This is a genomic window from Kribbella sp. NBC_00382, assembly GCF_036067295.1.
In the GTDB taxonomy this organism is placed as follows: domain Bacteria; phylum Actinomycetota; class Actinomycetes; order Propionibacteriales; family Kribbellaceae; genus Kribbella.
This window is the reverse complement of record NZ_CP107954.1, coordinates 7,501,953-7,518,578: the sequence shown is the minus strand read 5'-3', so window position 1 is coordinate 7,518,578 and position 16,626 is coordinate 7,501,953. Positions and strand designations below refer to the sequence as shown.

Below are 16,626 nucleotides of genomic sequence, written 5' to 3'. Positions count from 1 at the left end.
AGTGAGCCGCATCATTCCGGTGGGGCCGGCGAAAAGGTCTCTCGACCTGATCCTTGCTTTCACCGGGATGGTGCTGGCTTCGCCGGTACTGATCGCGATCTACCTGTGGATCCGGCTGACCAGCCCGGGGCCGGTGTTCTTCCGGCAGGTCCGGCTGGGCGCCGATCAGCGGGAGTTCGTGATGCTGAAGTTCCGCACGATGCGGACCGACGCCGATCCGGCGGTCCACCAGGAGTACGTTCGCCGGCTCGCCGCGGGTAAGGTGGAGAAGGTCGACGGCCTCTACAAGCTGCACCAGGACCCGCGGGTCACCAAGCCCGGCAAGTTCCTCCGCAAGACCAGCCTCGACGAGCTGCCGCAGCTGATCAACGTGCTGCGCGGCGAGATGTCGCTGGTCGGACCGCGCCCGATGCTGCCCTTCGAGGCGGAGCTCTTCGGGGAGTGGGCGCAACGGCGGTTCGAGGTCAAGCCCGGTCTGACCGGGCTGTGGCAGGTCAACGGACGCAACAAGCTGACGATGGACGAGGGTCTGCGCTGGGACCTGGAGTACGTCGACACCCGCAGTGTCCGGCTCGATCTGCTGATCATCTTCAAGACCGTTCCGGCCCTGCTCGGGGGCGCGCGTTGACCACGGCCGATCAAAGCGAGCAGCTCTCGTCGTCGGAGCCCAGGACAGGCTCCGGCGGCGAGATGCTGCAGGACGACCTGACGAGTGCCAGCGGTACCGCCCGCGACACCGTCACGGTCGGCGTCTGGACGGCGCTCAGCCGTGGTACCGGAGTGATCCGGGTCGTGGTGATCGGAGCGGTCCTCGGCCCGACCTTTCTCGGCAACACCTATCAGCTCACCAACTCGCTGCCGAACCTGATCTACTACGGCTTCCTGGCCGGCTCGCTGTTCGTCTCGCTGCTGGTACCCGCGCTGGTCCAGCACATCGATGAGCGCCGGCCGCGCGATGTCGCCCGGGTCAGCGGCGGCTTCCTCGGGATCGCGCTGGCCGCACTGGCCCTGCTGGCGCCAATCGCCGTGCTCGGGCTGCCCGAGCTGTTGCGGGTGACCAGCATCGGCGGCGTCGGCCTGAGCGGTTCGGCCGCCCAGGACAGCGGCCAGATCGGCGTCACCCGGCTGCTGATCCTGCTGACCATCCCGCAGATCTTCCTGTACGCCGTGGTCGGCTCGGCCACCGCGGTGATGTACGCGCATCGCCGGTTCGCGCTGGCCGCCGCCGCACCGCTGGTCGAGAACCTCGGCATCATCGCCGTACTCGGCCTGAGTGCCCTGCTCTACGGCACCGGCAAGGAGCTCGGCGCGCAGTCGACGGGTCAGGTTCTCCTGCTCGGCCTGGGCTCCACCGGTGCGGTCGCGTTGCACGCGTCGCTCCAATGGTGGGGAGCCCGGCGCTCCGGAGTGCACCTGCGTCCGAGGCCGGGCTGGCGTGATCCGGAGGTCCTGGTGACCATCCGGAAGGCGCTGCGCTCGGTCAGCCAAGCAGGGCTGCTCGCACTGCAGTTGCTGGCGCTCCTGCTGGTCTCGAACCGGGTTGCGGGCGGCACCGTCGCGATCCAGATGGCGCTGAACTTCTACTACCTGCCGATCGCTCTCGCCGCGACGCCGGTGGCGCTCGCTCTGCTGCCGAGGCTTTCGCGGCTGCACCAGAGCGATTCCTCCGACGAGTTCTCCGGCACCTTCATCGAGGGCCTCGGGATGGCCTTGTTCCTGGCGGTCCCGGCGGCGGTCGGCTTCGTTGTACTGGCCAGTCCGATCGCGCACACCATCGCGGCAGGTCAGATGGCCTCGCCCGAGGGTCTCCGGATGATCGCCGGTGGGCTGGCCGCACTCTCGCTCGGCCTGATCGGCGAGACGACCTTCTACGTCACCACTCAGGCCGCGTACGCCCGAGGGGACACCCGGACGCCGCTGGTGTCGATGGGGCTCCAGGCGGGCATCTGCCTGACACTGTGTGTCATGGCCACCTTCGCACCGGCTCGCTTGTTGCTGCCGGCTACCGCAGCGGCGTACGCCATCGCGGCGATCATCGGTGGCGCACACCTGTTCCTGCGGATGGGTCTGGGGCAGATCCAGCGCCGACTGGCAGGGTCGCTCGGCCGGACCTTGACCGCCGCGGCCGTGATGGTGGTGCCGGTCTACTTCGTAGCCCGCCTGCTCGTGGCCCACGTTGACGGACGGGTCGGTCAGACGGCCGCCCTGCTCGTCGGTGCTGCGGTCGGTGCGATCACCTACGGAATCGTCCAGCTGGTACTGCGTTCGCCGGAGCTGGCCTGGCTCGGAGCCGGCCTGCGCAACCGCCGGGCGGCACCTATCGCTGACGGTGCTCCTGACGGTGTGACCAACGGGGAGACCTGATGACGGTCACCTTCCCCAACACAGTGGCCGGCACCGGACGGCGGATCGGCCGGCCCCGCCTGGATCTGGTGATCCTGGCGTTGGCCGGCCTTTGTGTTGCCGTCCTGATGGGCACGCTTGTCGCCGTCTCGATCCTCTACGCGCTGGCGCTGGTCGCTGTGATCGGACTGGCCGTGCTCGTCTGGCAGAAGCCCGTCACCGCGGCGTACCTGATCATCGGCCTGACGCCGTTGGTGGCCGGTATCGACCGGGGCCGGATCGTGCCCGTGCTGCGGCCGAACGAGGCGCTGACCGTGTTCTGCGCCGGCATCCTGACGCTGCGGTACTTCGTCCAGTACCGGCCCGGTACGCCGCTCCGGCCGTACATCACCCGGATCGAGCTGGCGCTGGTCTCGATCGCGGTCAGCAGCTCGATCCTGCCGCTGGCCTGGATGTTCCTGCAGGGCAAGGAGATCATCCCGGACGACCTGTCCTACGCGCTGGTGCTGTGGAAGTTCCTCGGCGTCTACGCGGTGGTCCGGTTCACGGTCAAGACCCAGAAGCAGGTCCGCAACTGCCTGGCCGCTTCGATCGGGTCGGCGGTCGTGCTCGGCGGGATCGCGATCCTGCAGACCCTCGACGTGCCTGGCATCCGGCCGTTGCTGCTCACCTTCTGGGCGCCGTTCGGGTACGCCGAACAGCTGGCGATCCCGCGTGGCAGCTCGACCCTCTCGTTGCCGGCGGCAACGGCCGACGTACTGATCTTCAATCTCGCGATCGCGGTGGCGATGCTCTGGAAGAGCCGTCGGCAGATCGCTCTGCTGGTCGGCGCCTGCCTGGTCTTCGTGATCGGTACTTTCGCCGCCGGTGAGTTCTCCAGCGTGCTGGGCCTGGTCGTGGGCGTGGTGTGCATCGCGATGGCGCTCCGCCGGCTGGACCTGCTGAAGTACGCGCCGGTCGGGTTGTGCGTCGCCATCATCGCGGCCTGGCCGGCGGTGACCCATCGGCTCGAGGGGTTCCAGTCGGCCCAGGGGTTGCCGAACAGCTGGATCGTGCGCTGGTACAACCTCTCGATGTACTTCTGGCCGGACCTGTTCAGCGGCTCCAACGTGCTGTTCGGTGTGCGGCCGTCGGCCCGGGTGGTCGTGCTGTCGCAGGGCACCGGCTTTGTCTGGATCGAGAGCGGCTACACCTGGCTGCTGTGGGGTGGCGGCATTCCGTTGTTCGCCGCGTTCGTCTGGTTCGTCCGGGTCTCGGTGAAGGAACTGTGGGCCCGGTGCAAGGATCTGACCGACTGGAGCGCGGTCGCCGCGGTCGGCGCGTTCACCGGGGTGTGGGTGATCGTCGCACTGATGAACTTCGACCCGCACCTGACGTATCGCGGGACGGCGGACCTGCTGTTCGCGCTACTTGCGCTGGCTGCGGTCGGCCAGCGGCCGCCCGAGGAGCGGCCACTGGAGCAGCGTGCGTTGGAGAAGGGTCCACCGGACAAGATCGGGCGTCATCATCGGCCCGACACTGTCGAGGAAGGGCAAGGGGAGCCCATCATGGGGACAGACGACAGGGGAGTGGGCAGATGAGGTCAACCAGGCACCAGGCGACGAAGACGCGAGGGATCGTCCGCACTTATCTATGGTTGATCGTCCTGGTGACGGCGCTGACCGCGGGTGCCGCGGCGGCGACGGTGATCAGCAAGCCCAAGGTGTACGTGGGTGTGTCGCAGGTGGTCGTGTACTCCGACCCCGCGCGGGGTGCCGGAGCGGTACCTGACATGGGCACCGAACGTGAGGTGGCGAACTCCGGCCTGGTCTCCGCCGCGGCGGCCAAGACACTGCGGATCGGCGTGACCGAGGCGACCGACGGACTGTCCGTGTCGGTGCCGGTCGACGCCAATGTGCTCCAGTTCAAGTACACGTCGGCCAGCCGGGTCCGCGCCCTGAACGGGGCAGCCGCCTTCACCGACGCCTACGTCGACTACCGCAACAAGGGCCGGTCGTCGAAGCTGGCCGACGTGATCTCACCGGCAACCGTGCCGACCGAGCCCGAAGAGGCGAACCTGCCGTTGATCATCGGTCTGGGGCTGGTCCTCGGCGCGATGCTGGGCATCGGCTTCGCCTTCGTCTGGGATCGGGTGCGCGGTCGCTTCCGCGGCTCCGGCGACGTCACCAGGCAGACCGGCCTGAAGGTGCTCGCCCAGGTCCCGGCTGTCCGGATGCAGTTCCCGCTGGTCCCGGAGACCGGGCCGCCGACGCCGACACGAGAGGTGTTCGGGTATCTGGCCGCACACCTGACCACCCTGATCAGTCGTGGCAAGGGTGCTTCGCTGGTGATCACCAGCCCGGCTCCCGGCGCAGGCAAGACGACAGTGGCCGCCCAGGTGGCGATCGCGATGGCTGCGACCGGCAAGGAGGTCGTGCTGATCGGGGGAGACCTGCGGCATCCCGACCTGCACCTGCTGTTCGGTACGCCGCTGACGCCGGGGCTTACCGACGTACTGGGCGACCGCTCCAAGCTGGAGCGGGCAGTGCACTCGACCGAGTTCGTCAACCTGCGGGTGCTGGCCGGCGGGACGCCTCGGGTCGGGGCGTGGATCAACGTCGAGGACCTCGAGTTGCTGCTGCAGGGCCTGTCGAAGCACGCGTTCGTGGTGATCGACGCGCCGACCGCGATCGGCGCCTCCGAGGCCGCTGTGCTGGCGGGACGGGCCGACTTCACCTTGCTGGTGATCGATCCGAACCGTGGTTCGCGGGTCGAGGCCGAGTCCGCGGTGGCCGCGCTCACCGGGGTCGGCGCGAACCTGATCGGCTGCGTCGCGAACCAGCCGCGGTCGCGGCGGTTCCAGCGCAAGGTCGTTCCGGCCGCGATCGAGCCCAGCTCGGGCTGGGCCGGGTCGCACTCCGCCGGTCAGCCGGCGGAGGGTGGAACGGTCTCGACGTCGGAACATGTCGGGTACTGACGGGATGTTTTCGGACAGTCGGCTCCGTAAGCGGCTGGTGCGAGGGGTCATAGCTGTCGTCACGCTGGCGGGGGTGTGGGTCGCGCTACCGGGGTTACACGGTCGCGGGAGCAACCCTCCGCCGGCCGAGGGCTACTGGCAGACCCAGCCCACCGGCTCCTGGTCCAAGCTGCCCAGCGACAACGAGTGCGCGGCCAAGGTCCATCACTCGGACTGGGAGCCACGGCCGGGCAACAAGGGCCCGAACCAGACCATGCCGCCTGCCGAGGCGGTGCATGCCTCACTGGCCGCCCGGCCGCATGACCCAAAGGCGGAGGCGTACGACCCGCAGTGGGACAAATGGCTGCTCCCCAGGGTGACGGGGCATCACACGGGGACGACCGACGAGAACATCCAGTGGGCGGCCTGCAAGTGGGGCCTGGCCGACAACCTGGTGCGCGCGGTCGCCAACGCCGAGTCGACCTGGTACCAGAAGGACCTGTACCCGACCGGTGCGTGCGTGGAGAAGCGTGGCTGCGGTGACCTGTTCCCGAAGGCGACTCCCGCGTCCAAGGACTTCTGCAACGGGCTGAAGGTCCATGGCTACGACTACCAGCGCGACTACGGCACCGACCGGTGCCCGAAGACGTTCTCGATCATCGGCGTGATGTCGTACCAGGACCCGGCCTGGGGACAGGTGCCCGAGAACCAGAACGGCACCTTCCCCTTCAACCGTGACTCCACCGCCTTCGCCCTGGACTACTACGGCGCCTTCATGCGCGGCTGTCTGGAGGGCTGGGCCTGGTGGCTCAGCGGCAAGGGCTCAGCGGCCGGCCCCGAGCGGCTGGACGGCTGCACCGGAGCTTGGTTCGCCGGAGCGTGGCGCACCAAGCCGGCGCAGGCGTACGTCGTGACCGTGCACAAGTTCATGACAGAGCAGCCCTGGCTCGACCGAGCCTGGGCCTCGCCCTCAGCCTTCTGTAGCTGGTTCCGGCACTGTCCTGGTGAGGGCTGACCCCTCGCCGCCGACGGCCTTCAGGTAGACCGGGGTCTGCCGCTCCCAGGCCAGCTCCTCGGTGATCAGGCGCCGGCCGGTGTCACCCAACTGCTTGCGGGTGGCCGGGTCGTCCAGTAGTTCGGCCAGCTTGGTGGCGATCTCGGGAACGTCTCCGACCGTGGTGAACACGCCGGCCCCGTCGGCGAGCAGACGGCTCTCCTGCAGGTCGAAGCAGATCACCGGCAGCCCTTGAGCCATGTACTCCATCACTTTCACCGGTGAGACCTCCACCTGCAGGCTGGTGTCGATACCGACGTCGGCGGTGGCCAGGTAGCTGAACAGGTCCCTCTCCGGAATCCAGCCGGGGAAGGACACCCAGCGTTCCAGACCTAGCTCTGTGGTCAGCTGCTGCAGCTCCTCGAGGCACTCGCCATCCCCCAGCAGGACGAAGGCGCAGTCTTCCCGGCCGAGCTTGTGGACCAGTTGCTCGGCCACCCGGATCACCAGCTCGACGCGGTCCTGCCGGCCCATCTTCCCGGCCCAGCAGACCATGTACCGATGCTCGCCGCGCAGACTCGGCTCGGCCACGGCGAGCGCCGAACGGGCCAGCACGGGGCCGTTGTAGACGACCGCGACCTTGTCGGGCTCGGCGCCGGCAGCGACCAGCCGGTCCTTCAGGTAGGAGTTGACGGTGATGCTCTGGTGAGCGACTCGCTGGGTCCGTCGCTCCAGCCAGTGCAGGGCCTTCAGCATCAGCCGTGGCGGTTCGGCGTACCGCTGCGAGAGGATCTCGGGCATCAGATCCCGCTGGTCGACCACGATCCGGGTGCCGGCCCAGCGCAGTACCCAGGCCAGCGGGAAGTAGATGTCCGGCGGCTGGCAGAGCTGCAGTACGTCGATCCGCCCGCGTAGCCGTAGCCGGGCCAGGAACCAGCCGGCCCAGAAGAACGACACCAGGTACTCGCCGACGTAGCCCACCGCCCCCGTCGGCTGAGCGGGTGCCGGGTACTCGTACAGGGTCAGGCCCGGTTGGTCGCGGTACCGGGCGTTGCCCTCGTCGCGCATGGAGATCACCGACAGCCGGGCCCCGGCCGCCAGCAGGTCGTCCACCTGCTTGCGCAGCCGGGGATCGACGCACAACGGGATGTTCTCCACGATCACCGCGACATGCAGTGGTTTCGACACTTGTCTAGCTCCCTCGCTCGACCGGTACGGTCTGCCGGATACCGCCTCGGCATTCGGCGGGTCCTGTCAGCGTCCAGCCGTCGGACCCTCTGCACAGGTGGCTGGCAGCCCGGTCTCGCCACCAGCCCGCCACCTCTCGGGGCAGAGCTCGCCATGCGCTCTCGTCGCCCGCAAACTCGTCCAGCAGTTGTCGCCAGGCCGTGGCGATCCGCTGGTCACCCGCGTAGTCCGGATGGGTCAGTATCAGCACCATGCCGCGCCGCTCCCGGATCTCCCGCGCCTTGCCGAGCCAGATCTCGCCATCGGCGTGCCCGAGAATCTCGAACAGCGTGTGGTCCTGCGGCAAGGTGATCGGCAGCTCGATCAGCGGGCCGTTGGTGAACGGCAGATAGCTGCAGCAGCCGCCCGGCTGTGGCTCGTACGGGTCGGAGTCGGTGTACGACGAGTCGTAGTCGAAGCCCAGTTCCGGCATCAGCTTCCACGACCGCTGCGTTGCGGGAGAGCGGAAGCCGACCGCGCCCCAGCGGCGCGCGTTCTCCCGCATCTGCGGCAACCGCCGATGAACCAGCCGCCGCGAGGCCAGATCGCGGCCGTCGTGCCGCAGCCCGTGGACGCCGACCTCGCAGCCGTCCGAGGTCACCCGTTCGACGATCTCGTCGGAGACCTCGTAACGCCCGCCGGCGAAGTTCCACGAGGAGCGGTAGCCGCGCGAACGTTCCGGTGCTCGGAGCAGCTCCATCGAGTCGCGACCGGCGGCAGTCTCGACGTCATGGGTGAGGACCATCGCCCAGGACCGCCCGTCCGGCCACAGATCGATCCAGGGCACCGGCTCGCCCGCGAGGCCGGTACTGAGCTCGAACAACCAGTCGTAGAAGGTGTGCAGGCTGTGTTCGATCGGCCAGGCCGGGAAGGACGGAACGTGCTGGTGCCGGGCGAAGGCCCGCCGCATCCGGAGCTGTAGCGGGCGGGCCAGCAACGGCCGGATCACGTAGTACCCCTTGACCAGGCTCCGGCGTGCGAGCTGGGCCGCTTTGCTGGTGCTGACTGTGGTGTACCGCTCGGATCGGAGGTACTCGATCGTCTCGTCCGGGGCGAAGGGCAGGAAGACGTCACCGGAGTCGTTCTGCCAGACCGCCGCGACCTGATGGCCGTTCCGGTCCAGGATCGGTTCGATCGCCCGCCAGCCTTCACCGACCAGGTCGTCGCCCGTGTAGAGGTGACAGACGATCGTGAAACCGGCCAGTTGGTAGCGATCGGCCTTGTAGTTACGAGCACGGAACCGCGCCGCACCGATCGGACCCCGGCCGGCCGGGCGGGGCCAGGACAAGGTTCGCCCCGAGCTGGTGGAGGTCAGCGTCCCTAGCCGTGACTCCCGCGCGTTGGTGCGGACGGCGTACGGGATCCGGAAGTAGTCGAAGAAGCTGAAGGCATGGGAGGACTCGAACACGGCTAGATCCCCCGCTTGAATGCCAGGTAGGGGAGCAGCGCGACCTCGTACAGGCCGGGCAGCGGATCTCTGAGGGCGAACACCGCTTCGGTGTCGGCCAGCCTGAGCGTCTTCAGGTAGGGCCAGACCCGCAGCCTGCCCGCTTTGACGTCCAGGGCCGCGTTCGGCAGGTCCGTGGCCAGCCGGATCCAGCGCACGCCGGCCCTGGCCTGGGCCTCGCTGACCGGAAGGCCTACCTGGTCGCGGTAGACCAGGTAGGGAAAGTCGGCCCCAGCCGCGTAGCCGAGGGAGTGGTAGCCCCAGGTACGGGCGTTGACGTCGAGGAGCTTGTACTGCCCGTCGCGCTCGTCCTGCTTGTACTCCAGCTCGACGAGTCCGTAGTACCCGATGTCGCGCAGGAAGGTGAGGGAGTGCTTGGCCAGCTCCGGCTGGTCGATGGTCTCCACGAACGTGCTGGCCCGGCCGAAGTCCGACGGGTGCTGGCGCAGCCGCCGGACCGTCATCTCGGCCACCGCCTCGCCGTTCCTGACGAAGGCGCAGTAGCCGAACTGCCGGTCACCGCCGCCGGGGATCAGTTCCTGGATGATCACCTCGGCCGGGTCGACGATCTCGACCGCCTTCCGGTACGCCGCCTCCAGCTCGGCCCGGGTGTCGACCCGCCAGGCCTTCGCCCGGGTCTCGTAGAAGAAGTGCTCCTTGATCGCCGGTTTCACGATCACCGGCGAGCTGAGGTCCACCCGGGCCAGGTCGGCGAGCGACGTCGGCAACCAGTACCGGGGCACCGGAACCCCCAGCCGCTCGGCCCGCTGGTACGTCTCCCGCTTGTCCCAGGCCGGCTTGACCGCCGACCAGGCGGGGGTTGGCAGCCGGTAGTACTCACTCAGTTCGTCTCGGTGACCGGCGATCGCGGCCACCGTCTCCTCCCGCGTCGGGTAGAGCACGGAGCCCTGCAGGCCGAGCCGTTTGCAGGCATCGATCAGGATGGCCACGGTCTGGTCAGGGTCCCGCAGTTCCGGGACCCGCTCGTGAGCGGTCGTGTACCTGGACACGCGGGAGATCGAACGCTCGTCGTCGAGCACGGTCACCGGTACGCCGAACCGGCCGAGACTGCGGACGATCCCCAGTCCCTGGTAGTCACCACCGACGACCACCGCGCCGACGGGCACCTCGGCCGAGCCGTAGGCCCGGCTCATCTGCCACCGCCCATTGCTTCCAGCCGCCCCGCATGGCTGTGGGCGGCCCGGCCAGGGCGGCCACGAACCGCCCTGGTCAGTGACTCCGCGCCGTACCAGCCGCCGGCGACGAACCGCATCAGCGGGCCGAAGCTGCGGGCCGCCGGGGCGCCGAGGAAATGCAGTCCGGGCACGGACGACTCCATTCCGCGTCCGAGCACGGGGTAGCCGTCGACCGAGCGGATCCGTGCCGCCAATGCCGGAGGAAGGAACGGATAGCGGCTGATGTCGACCCGGTACCCGGTGCCGAACATCAGGTGGTCGACTTCGCGCCGGTCGCCGTCACTCAGCTCGACCTCGACCCGCGAGCCCTTCCGGGTCGCCTTCGTGACGGAGACGCCGACCCGGATCGGGACCTCGACGAGCCGCGGGATCAGCCAGGCGGCGCCGGCCGGCCGGATCGCCCGATGGGCCATCGGTTCCTGGACGGCGCGCGGGAGGCTGGTGAACAGTCCGGGTGCGGCGACGATGCGCGAGATCCCCAGCGGGCCGACATCGGTCGGTGCGTAGAAGAGTGGTTTCAGCCGCCCGAGCCGGCGCTGCCAGACGCCGCCGTGCAGCCAGTTGAGGTTGTCCGCCCGGGCCACGACGTCGACCTCGGCGCCGTTCTCGTGCAGCAGGGCCGCCGACTCCAGCGCGCTCTGTCCGCCGCCGACCACCAGAACCTCCTGACCGGCGAACGTCGCCAGGTCGTCGTGGTCGGCCGTGTGCGAAGTCAGCTGCCCCGGCAGCCCGGCGGCGACGTCCGGCCGGTTGACGAAATCGGCGATCCCGGCCGCGACCACCAGGCGCCTGGCCCGGATCCGCGACTCGTCGGCCAGTTCCAGCACGAAGCCGTCGTCACTCGCGGTGACCCGGTCGATCCACCGGCGGTCGACGTCGGGCGCCACCTTCGCCTGCACCCAGGTGCCGTACGCGACGAAATCGTCCAGCGGTACGGGCCGGGGCACCTCGGCGCCGGTCTCGGCCAGATAGGAGTCCAGCGAGAGCGGACCGTCGTACTCCGCGATACAGGTCGCGGTCCAGTTCGATCTCAGCACCATCCCGGCCGGCATCGTCCGCCAGAACGACATCGGGTCGCCGAAGACGCGGACCTCCACGCCCGCGCGCCGAAGTGCTGCTGCTGCGGCCAGGCCATGTGGACCCGCCCCCAGGACAGCGACAGCAGTCTCGTCCATGCGTGGTCTCCCCCCACCCGTGAACAACTCCCCCCGGAGCTCTCCTCAGTATTCCCTATCCGGTGACGCAGCGCACTGGTTCGCTGCTGGGTCAGGGAGGGTGTCCCTGTGGCCAGGACTGTGCTACCCGCGCGATAAGGTCCCTGAGGTACCCGGGGTCTCGGGACGGGGTAGACGAACGGAAGGCGGATCGTAACCATGAGCGTCGGTGAAGTCGCGGGGCTGATAGCAGCCTGCGCACTGCTCATCCTGGTGGGCCTGCTGGCCTATCCGATCCTCAAGCTCGGCAAGGTCTTCGAAGAGACCCGGGTGATGGTCAAGGGCGTCTCTGACTCCAGCGTTCCGTTGCTCGGCGAGGTGACCAACACGGTCGCCACCACGAACGCCCAGCTGGCCAAGGTGGACACGATCACCGACAACGCCACCACCGTGACAACCAATGCGGCCGCGCTCGCGTCTTTGTTCGCGGCGACCGCTGGTGGTCCGCTGGTGAAGGCCGCTGCGTTCACGTACGGCGTCCGCAAGGCGCTCGGCGAGAACCAGCGCCGCGACGTGTCCCGCCGGGTGAAGGACGAGATGAAGGCCGAGCGCAAGGCGAAGAAGCGGGGTGACGTCCGATGAAGCGGATCTTCTGGCTGATCATCGGGGTCGCCGTCGGCGTCTACGCGGTGACCCGGCTGAAGAAGCGGGCCCAGCAGCTCGCGCCGGACAGCCTGCAGCAGTCGGCGGAGAAGGTGGCCAGCGCGATCCGGCACTTCGGCGACGAGGTACGGGCCGGAATGGCCGAGCGGGAGACCGAGCTGCGCGACGCGCTCGGCATCGACACAGCGGCAAACCAGAACGATTCAACGCGTGAGGACTACCGGTAACACCATGGAAACCAGTGAGATTCGCCGGCGGTTCCTGAGCTACTTCGAGGACCGTGGCCACACGGTGGTGCCGAGCGCACCGCTGCCGTCGCCGGACCCGAACCTGCTGTTCAACGTGGCCGGCATGGCCCAGTTCGTGCCGTACTTCGTCGGCCAGCAGACGCCGCCGTACCCGCGCGCCACCAGCGTGCAGAAGTGTGTCCGGACCCTCGACATCGAGGAGGTCGGCAAGACCACCCGGCACGGCACGTTCTTCCAGATGAACGGCAACTTCTCGTTCGGCGATTACTTCAAGGAACAGGCCGTCCAGTACGCCTGGGAGCTGGTCACCAAGCCGGTCAGCGACGGCGGCTACGGCTTCGACGAGTCGGTCCTGTACGCCTCGGTGTACTACGAGGACGACGAGGCGATCGACATCTGGAAGCGGGTCGCCGGGCTGCCCGACGACCGGATCGTCCGGCTCGGGATGAAGGACAACTTCTGGTCGATGGGCATCCCGGGTCCGTGCGGCCCGTGCTCGGAGATCCTGATCGACCGCGGCCCACAGTTCGGCGCCGACCGGGACTGGGAGGCGGGCGACCGCTACCTGGAGTTCTGGAACCTGGTCTTCATGCAAAACATCCGCGGCGAGGGTGGCGGCAAGGAGGGCTACCCGATCCTCGGCGAGCTGCCGAACAAGAACATCGACACCGGCCTCGGGCTGGAGCGGGTCGCGTACCTGATGCAGGGCGTCGACAACATGTACGAGATCGACGAGATCTTCCCGGTGATCGAGAAGGCCTCGGAGCTGAGCGGCCGCAAGTACGGCGCGGACCAGGTCGACGACGTCCGCTTCCGGGTGATCGCGGACCACGTCCGCAGCGCGCTGATGCTGATCGGCGACGGCGTCACCCCGGGCAACGAGCAGGGCGGCTATGTACTCCGCCGCCTGCTGCGGCGCTCGATCCGGTCGATGCGCCTGCTGGGCTACGAGGACCCGAGCCTGGTGGAGCTGCTGCCGACCAGCCTTGAGCAGATGAAGAAGTCGTACCCCGAGCTGGAGGCCGACTTCCCGCGGATCAGCCAGATCGCCTATGCGGAGGAGGAGGCGTTCCGGCGTACTCTCACCGCCGGTACGACGATCTTCGACCTGGCTGTGAAGAACGTGAAGGCTTCCGGTGACGCGCAACTGGCGGGCAACCAGGCCTTCCAGCTGCACGACACGTACGGGTTCCCGATCGACCTGACCGTCGAGATGGCCGCCGAGCAGGGTCTGCAGGTGGACACCGACGGCTTCCGGTCGTTGATGAAGGAGCAGCGCGAGCGGGCCAAGGCGGACGCGCGGGCCAAGAAGGCCGGCCACGCGGACACCTCGGCGTACCGGGAGCTGCGGGAGAAGGGCGTCACCGAGTTCACCGGGTACGACGAGCTCGCGACCGATTCGCAGGTCCGTGGTGTGCTGCGGGATGGCGCAATCGCCGGCGCTGCCGAGCAGGGTGAGACCGTTGAGGTGGTGCTGGAGAAGACTCCGTTCTACGCGGAGTCCGGTGGCCAGATCGCGGATGAAGGTCTGATCGTCGGTGACGGGTTCAAGCTGAAGGTGCTCGACGTCCAGCGGCCGGTCAAGGGTCTGATCGTGCACCGCGTCGAGGTCGTCGAGGGTGCCGTGCAGGCTGGGCTTGATGTGCACGCTCAGGTCGACAAGGAGTGGCGGATCTCGGCTTGCCAGGCGCACTCCGGGACTCACGTGGTCCACGCTGCGTTGCGTCAGGTGCTTGGCCCGACTGCGTTGCAGAGCGGGTCGTACAACAAGCCTGGGTATCTGCGGCTCGACTTCGCTTGGTCGTCGGCGCTGGACCAGGCGACGCGGAGTGAGATCGAAGAGGTCGCGAACCTGGCTGTCCGGCAGGACCTGCAGGTGTCCGCGCAGTACATGTCGCTGCCGGAGGCTCGGGAGTGGGGTGCGCTGGCGCTGTTCGGCGAGACCTATGACGACTCCGTGCGGGTGGTGGAGATCGGCGGACCTTGGTCGCGTGAGCTCTGCGGTGGTACGCACGTGAAGCACTCGTCGCAGGTCGGCGCGCTGACGGTGACGAGTGAGTCGTCCGTTGGTGCTGGTGTGCGGCGGCTCGAGGCGTTTGTCGGTATGGACGCGCTGCACTACCTGGGTCGCGAGCGGGCGCTGGTGCGGCTGCTCTCGGAGAACCTGAAGACGCGGCCGGAGGAGCTGCCGGCGAAGGTGGCCGATCTGGCCGAGCGGCTGCGGGTCGCCGAGAAGGAGCTGGAGAAGATCCACGCTGGTCAGGTGCTGGCGGCCGGTGCGGAGCTGGCGAAGGCTCCCAAGGACGTCTTCGGGGTCGCTTATGTCGGTCACCGGGCGCCCGACGGCGTCAACGGCGGCGACCTGCGCAAGCTGGCGCTCGACGTGCGTGGCCGGATGCCTGCCGACAAGCCGGCTGTTGTCGCGGTACTGAGCGTCAACGACGGCAAGCCTGGCGTAGTCATCGCCCTCAACGACGTAGCCCGCGAATGGCGCCTGAAGGCCGGCGATCTGGTCCGCATCGCTGCTGAGCAGCTGGGCGGCCGAGGCGGCGGCAAGGACGACGTCGCCCAAGGCGGCGGCACGGAAGCCTCCGGCGCCGACAAGGCCCTTGCCGCAGTCGAACACGCCATCGGCCAACTAGTAACTGGTTGAGGATGAACCTCCGCCCCCGCACACCTCTGAGCCGCCGCGCTGCACCGCAGCGCGGCGGTCGGTTGTACTGGTGGACCCTGGGCGGGGCACACTGATGCGCCGGGGCGTACGCGTCGCGTTGGATGTCGGGGATGCGAGGATCGGGGTCGCTAGCTCGGATCCGCACGGGATTCTTGCTACGCCGGTGGAGACTGTTCGGGCTGGGGCTGGGGCGCTCGAGCGGATTGTCGGACTTGTGGTCGAACTGGAGGCGTTCGAGGTGATCATCGGGTTGCCTCGGTCGTTGTCTGGGGGAGAGGGACCGGCGGCAGTGAAGGTACGGGCTACCTCGGTACAGCTCGGCGAACTGCTGCGGACGGCGAACGTGGAGGCGGAGGTGCGGCTGGTGGATGAGCGGTTCACGACCGTCACCGCCGAACGGATGCTGCGGGAACGGGGTAAGAAGGGCTCCAAGCGGCGGGCCGTGGTCGACCAGGCCGCGGCGGTCGTGATTCTGCAACACGCGCTCGACTTCGAGCGCGAGACCGGCAACCCACCCGGGAGGCCCCTGTGAACGGAACATCGGTGAACGAAGACCGCGACAACCCCCGCGACGGCCAGACCGAGGACTTCAGGGACGATCTCGGCCTGCGCCCGGAGAGCCGGGTCGAACGCCGGGCCAACCGCCGCAAGACCCGCGCCCGGCGCGGCTTCGGCTGCTTCGCCGGCCTGGTCTCGCTGCTCGTCGTGGGCGCCCTGGTGGCCGCCCTCGCCGTCGGTTTCGGCAAGGGCCGCGACGCGATCGAGAAGGTGTTCGCCGCCCCCGACTACGAGGGCGCCGGCAGCAGCGAGACGGTCACCGTCGAGATCGCCGCCGGGCAGAGCTCCCAGTCGATCGCCGACACGCTCGAGAAGAAGGGCGTGGTGAAGAGCGCCAAGGCGTTCGAGCGGGTCGCCCGCGACGACCCGCGCTCCAAGAAGATCCAGGCGAACCTGTACACGCTGCACAAGCAGATGTCGTCCAAGGCCGCGCTGGAGCTGCTGCTCGACACGGCGAAGTCGGTGCTCGTCACCCGGTTCACCATCCCGCCCGCCCGGACCAAGGCCGAGATCGTCAACCTGCTGCAGAAGAGCAAGGCGGCCAAGCTCCCGCCCGGCGCCGCTCAGATCGCGATGAGCAAGCCGCAGCAGCTCAAGCTCCCGTCGTGGGCGAACAACAACCCCGAGGGCTTCCTGCTCCCCGGCACCTACGACATCCCGAAGGACGCGAACGCGTACACGGTCCTCCGCTTGTCGACGGCCGGTTTCGCCAAGGCCGCGGCCGACCTGCAGCTGATCCAGAAGGCCAACCGCAAGCACCTCGACCCGTACCAGGCGGTGATCGTCGCCAGCATCATCGGCGCCGAGACGAACCGCAAGGAGGACTACGGCAAGGTCGCGCGGGTCATCTACAACCGGCTGGCGGCCGGGCAGAAGCTGCAGATGGACTCGACGATCCACTACATCGTCGGCCGCACCGGTGGCGTCTACACCTCCAAGCAGCAGCGCGAGACGCAGTCGCCGTACAACACCTACCTGCACGAGGGACTGCCGCCGACGCCGATCAACTCCCCGGACAAGGACATGCTGCGCGCGGCCCTCAACCCGGCGACGGGCACCTGGAAGTACTTCACCCTGGTCAATCTCGACACCGGTGAGACCCGGTTCGCGACCACCGGCGAAGAGCACCAGAAGAACGTCGACCTGCTGACGGCGTTCTGTAAGGCCCACACCGGTAGGTGCTGAAC

Annotated in this window: 14 protein-coding genes; 10 read left to right on the top strand and 4 right to left on the bottom strand. The window is 68.4% G+C overall.

Features of this window, described 5'->3' with window-relative positions:
• The first annotated feature begins 1 nt into the window (after position 1).
• From OHA70_RS35350 to OHA70_RS35330, 5 genes are read left to right on the top strand one after another with little or no spacing between them, the layout of a single operon-like run.
• The gene (locus OHA70_RS35350; RefSeq protein WP_328325259.1) at positions 2 to 628 is read left to right on the top strand and encodes a sugar transferase; all 627 of its coding nucleotides are present in this window, start codon (positions 2 to 4) and stop codon (positions 626 to 628) included.
• Positions 625 to 2,364: a murein biosynthesis integral membrane protein MurJ gene (gene murJ, locus OHA70_RS35345; RefSeq protein ID WP_328325258.1), complete on the top strand. Its 1,740-nt coding sequence runs from the start codon at positions 625 to 627 to the stop codon at positions 2,362 to 2,364. The genes OHA70_RS35350 and murJ overlap by 4 nt, the downstream gene beginning before the upstream one ends.
• Positions 2,364 to 3,923, top strand: coding sequence for a hypothetical protein (locus tag OHA70_RS35340; protein ID WP_328325256.1), 1,560 nt, complete (start codon positions 2,364 to 2,366; stop codon positions 3,921 to 3,923). The genes murJ and OHA70_RS35340 overlap by 1 nt, the downstream gene beginning before the upstream one ends.
• Positions 3,920 to 5,299 (top strand): hypothetical protein, encoded by a 1,380-nt coding sequence (locus tag OHA70_RS35335; protein WP_328325254.1) that lies wholly within the window; start codon positions 3,920 to 3,922, stop codon positions 5,297 to 5,299. The genes OHA70_RS35340 and OHA70_RS35335 overlap by 4 nt, the downstream gene beginning before the upstream one ends.
• A 4-nt stretch (positions 5,300 to 5,303) precedes the next feature.
• Positions 5,304 to 6,293: a hypothetical protein gene (locus OHA70_RS35330; protein WP_328325252.1), complete on the top strand. Its 990-nt coding sequence runs from the start codon at positions 5,304 to 5,306 to the stop codon at positions 6,291 to 6,293.
• Here the strand turns inward: OHA70_RS35330 and OHA70_RS35325 are convergent.
• Genes OHA70_RS35325 through OHA70_RS35310 form a run of 4 tightly spaced genes read right to left on the bottom strand, consistent with a single transcriptional unit; the run spans position 6,249 to position 11,317 of the window.
• Positions 6,249 to 7,460 carry a glycosyltransferase family 4 protein gene (locus OHA70_RS35325; RefSeq protein ID WP_328325250.1) on the bottom strand — a complete coding sequence of 404 codons (1,212 nt, stop codon included), beginning with the start codon at positions 7,458 to 7,460 and terminating at the stop codon, positions 6,249 to 6,251. The genes OHA70_RS35330 and OHA70_RS35325 overlap by 45 nt on opposite strands.
• 4 nt (positions 7,461 to 7,464) lie before the next feature.
• The gene (locus tag OHA70_RS35320) at positions 7,465 to 8,907 is read right to left on the bottom strand and encodes a hypothetical protein (RefSeq protein ID WP_328325248.1); all 1,443 of its coding nucleotides are present in this window, start codon (positions 8,905 to 8,907) and stop codon (positions 7,465 to 7,467) included.
• A gap of 2 nt (positions 8,908 to 8,909) precedes the next feature.
• Positions 8,910 to 10,100, bottom strand: a complete 1,191-nt coding sequence (locus OHA70_RS35315; RefSeq protein ID WP_328325246.1) for a carboxylate--amine ligase — start codon at positions 10,098 to 10,100, stop codon at positions 8,910 to 8,912.
• Entirely contained in the window at positions 10,097 to 11,317 is a 1,221-nt protein-coding gene (locus OHA70_RS35310) for an FAD-dependent oxidoreductase (RefSeq protein WP_328325244.1), read from the bottom strand. Before OHA70_RS35310 ends, OHA70_RS35315 begins: the two co-directional genes overlap by 4 nt.
• A 198-nt stretch (positions 11,318 to 11,515) precedes the next feature.
• Here OHA70_RS35310 and OHA70_RS35305 point away from each other — a divergent pair, with 198 nt between their 5' ends.
• The 5 genes from OHA70_RS35305 to mltG all read left to right on the top strand — a co-directional run bounded on the left by OHA70_RS35305 (position 11,516) and on the right by mltG (position 16,624).
• Entirely contained in the window at positions 11,516 to 11,938 is a 423-nt protein-coding gene (locus tag OHA70_RS35305) for a DUF948 domain-containing protein (RefSeq protein WP_328325242.1), read from the top strand.
• Complete coding sequence (locus OHA70_RS35300) at positions 11,935 to 12,186, top strand: DUF6167 family protein (RefSeq protein ID WP_328325240.1); 252 nt, start codon at positions 11,935 to 11,937, stop codon at positions 12,184 to 12,186. Before OHA70_RS35305 ends, OHA70_RS35300 begins: the two co-directional genes overlap by 4 nt.
• 4 nt (positions 12,187 to 12,190) lie before the next feature.
• On the top strand, positions 12,191 to 14,860 hold the full coding sequence (gene alaS, locus OHA70_RS35295) for an alanine--tRNA ligase (RefSeq protein ID WP_328325238.1): 2,670 nt from the start codon (positions 12,191 to 12,193) through the stop codon (positions 14,858 to 14,860).
• Between the two features lie 94 nt (positions 14,861 to 14,954).
• Positions 14,955 to 15,413: a Holliday junction resolvase RuvX gene (gene ruvX, locus OHA70_RS35290; protein ID WP_328335276.1), complete on the top strand. Its 459-nt coding sequence runs from the start codon at positions 14,955 to 14,957 to the stop codon at positions 15,411 to 15,413.
• Positions 15,410 to 16,624: an endolytic transglycosylase MltG gene (gene mltG / locus OHA70_RS35285; RefSeq protein ID WP_328325236.1), complete on the top strand. Its 1,215-nt coding sequence runs from the start codon at positions 15,410 to 15,412 to the stop codon at positions 16,622 to 16,624. Before ruvX ends, mltG begins: the two co-directional genes overlap by 4 nt.
• Positions 16,625 to 16,626: the final 2 nt, after the last annotated feature.

Coding starts and splice junctions, on each gene's coding strand:
- OHA70_RS35340 (WP_328325256.1), top strand. CDS start 2,364: ATGACGGTCACCTTCCCCAACACAGTGGCCGGCACCGGACGGCGGATC.
- OHA70_RS35335 (WP_328325254.1), top strand. CDS start 3,920: ATGAGGTCAACCAGGCACCAGGCGACGAAGACGCGAGGGATCGTCCGC.
- OHA70_RS35330 (WP_328325252.1), top strand. CDS start 5,304: ATGTTTTCGGACAGTCGGCTCCGTAAGCGGCTGGTGCGAGGGGTCATA.
- OHA70_RS35315 (WP_328325246.1), bottom strand. CDS start 10,100: ATGAGCCGGGCCTACGGCTCGGCCGAGGTGCCCGTCGGCGCGGTGGTC.
- OHA70_RS35310 (WP_328325244.1), bottom strand. CDS start 11,317: ATGGACGAGACTGCTGTCGCTGTCCTGGGGGCGGGTCCACATGGCCTG.
- OHA70_RS35305 (WP_328325242.1), top strand. CDS start 11,516: ATGAGCGTCGGTGAAGTCGCGGGGCTGATAGCAGCCTGCGCACTGCTC.
- OHA70_RS35300 (WP_328325240.1), top strand. CDS start 11,935: ATGAAGCGGATCTTCTGGCTGATCATCGGGGTCGCCGTCGGCGTCTAC.
- alaS (WP_328325238.1), top strand. CDS start 12,191: ATGGAAACCAGTGAGATTCGCCGGCGGTTCCTGAGCTACTTCGAGGAC.
- ruvX (WP_328335276.1), top strand. CDS start 14,955: ATGCGCCGGGGCGTACGCGTCGCGTTGGATGTCGGGGATGCGAGGATC.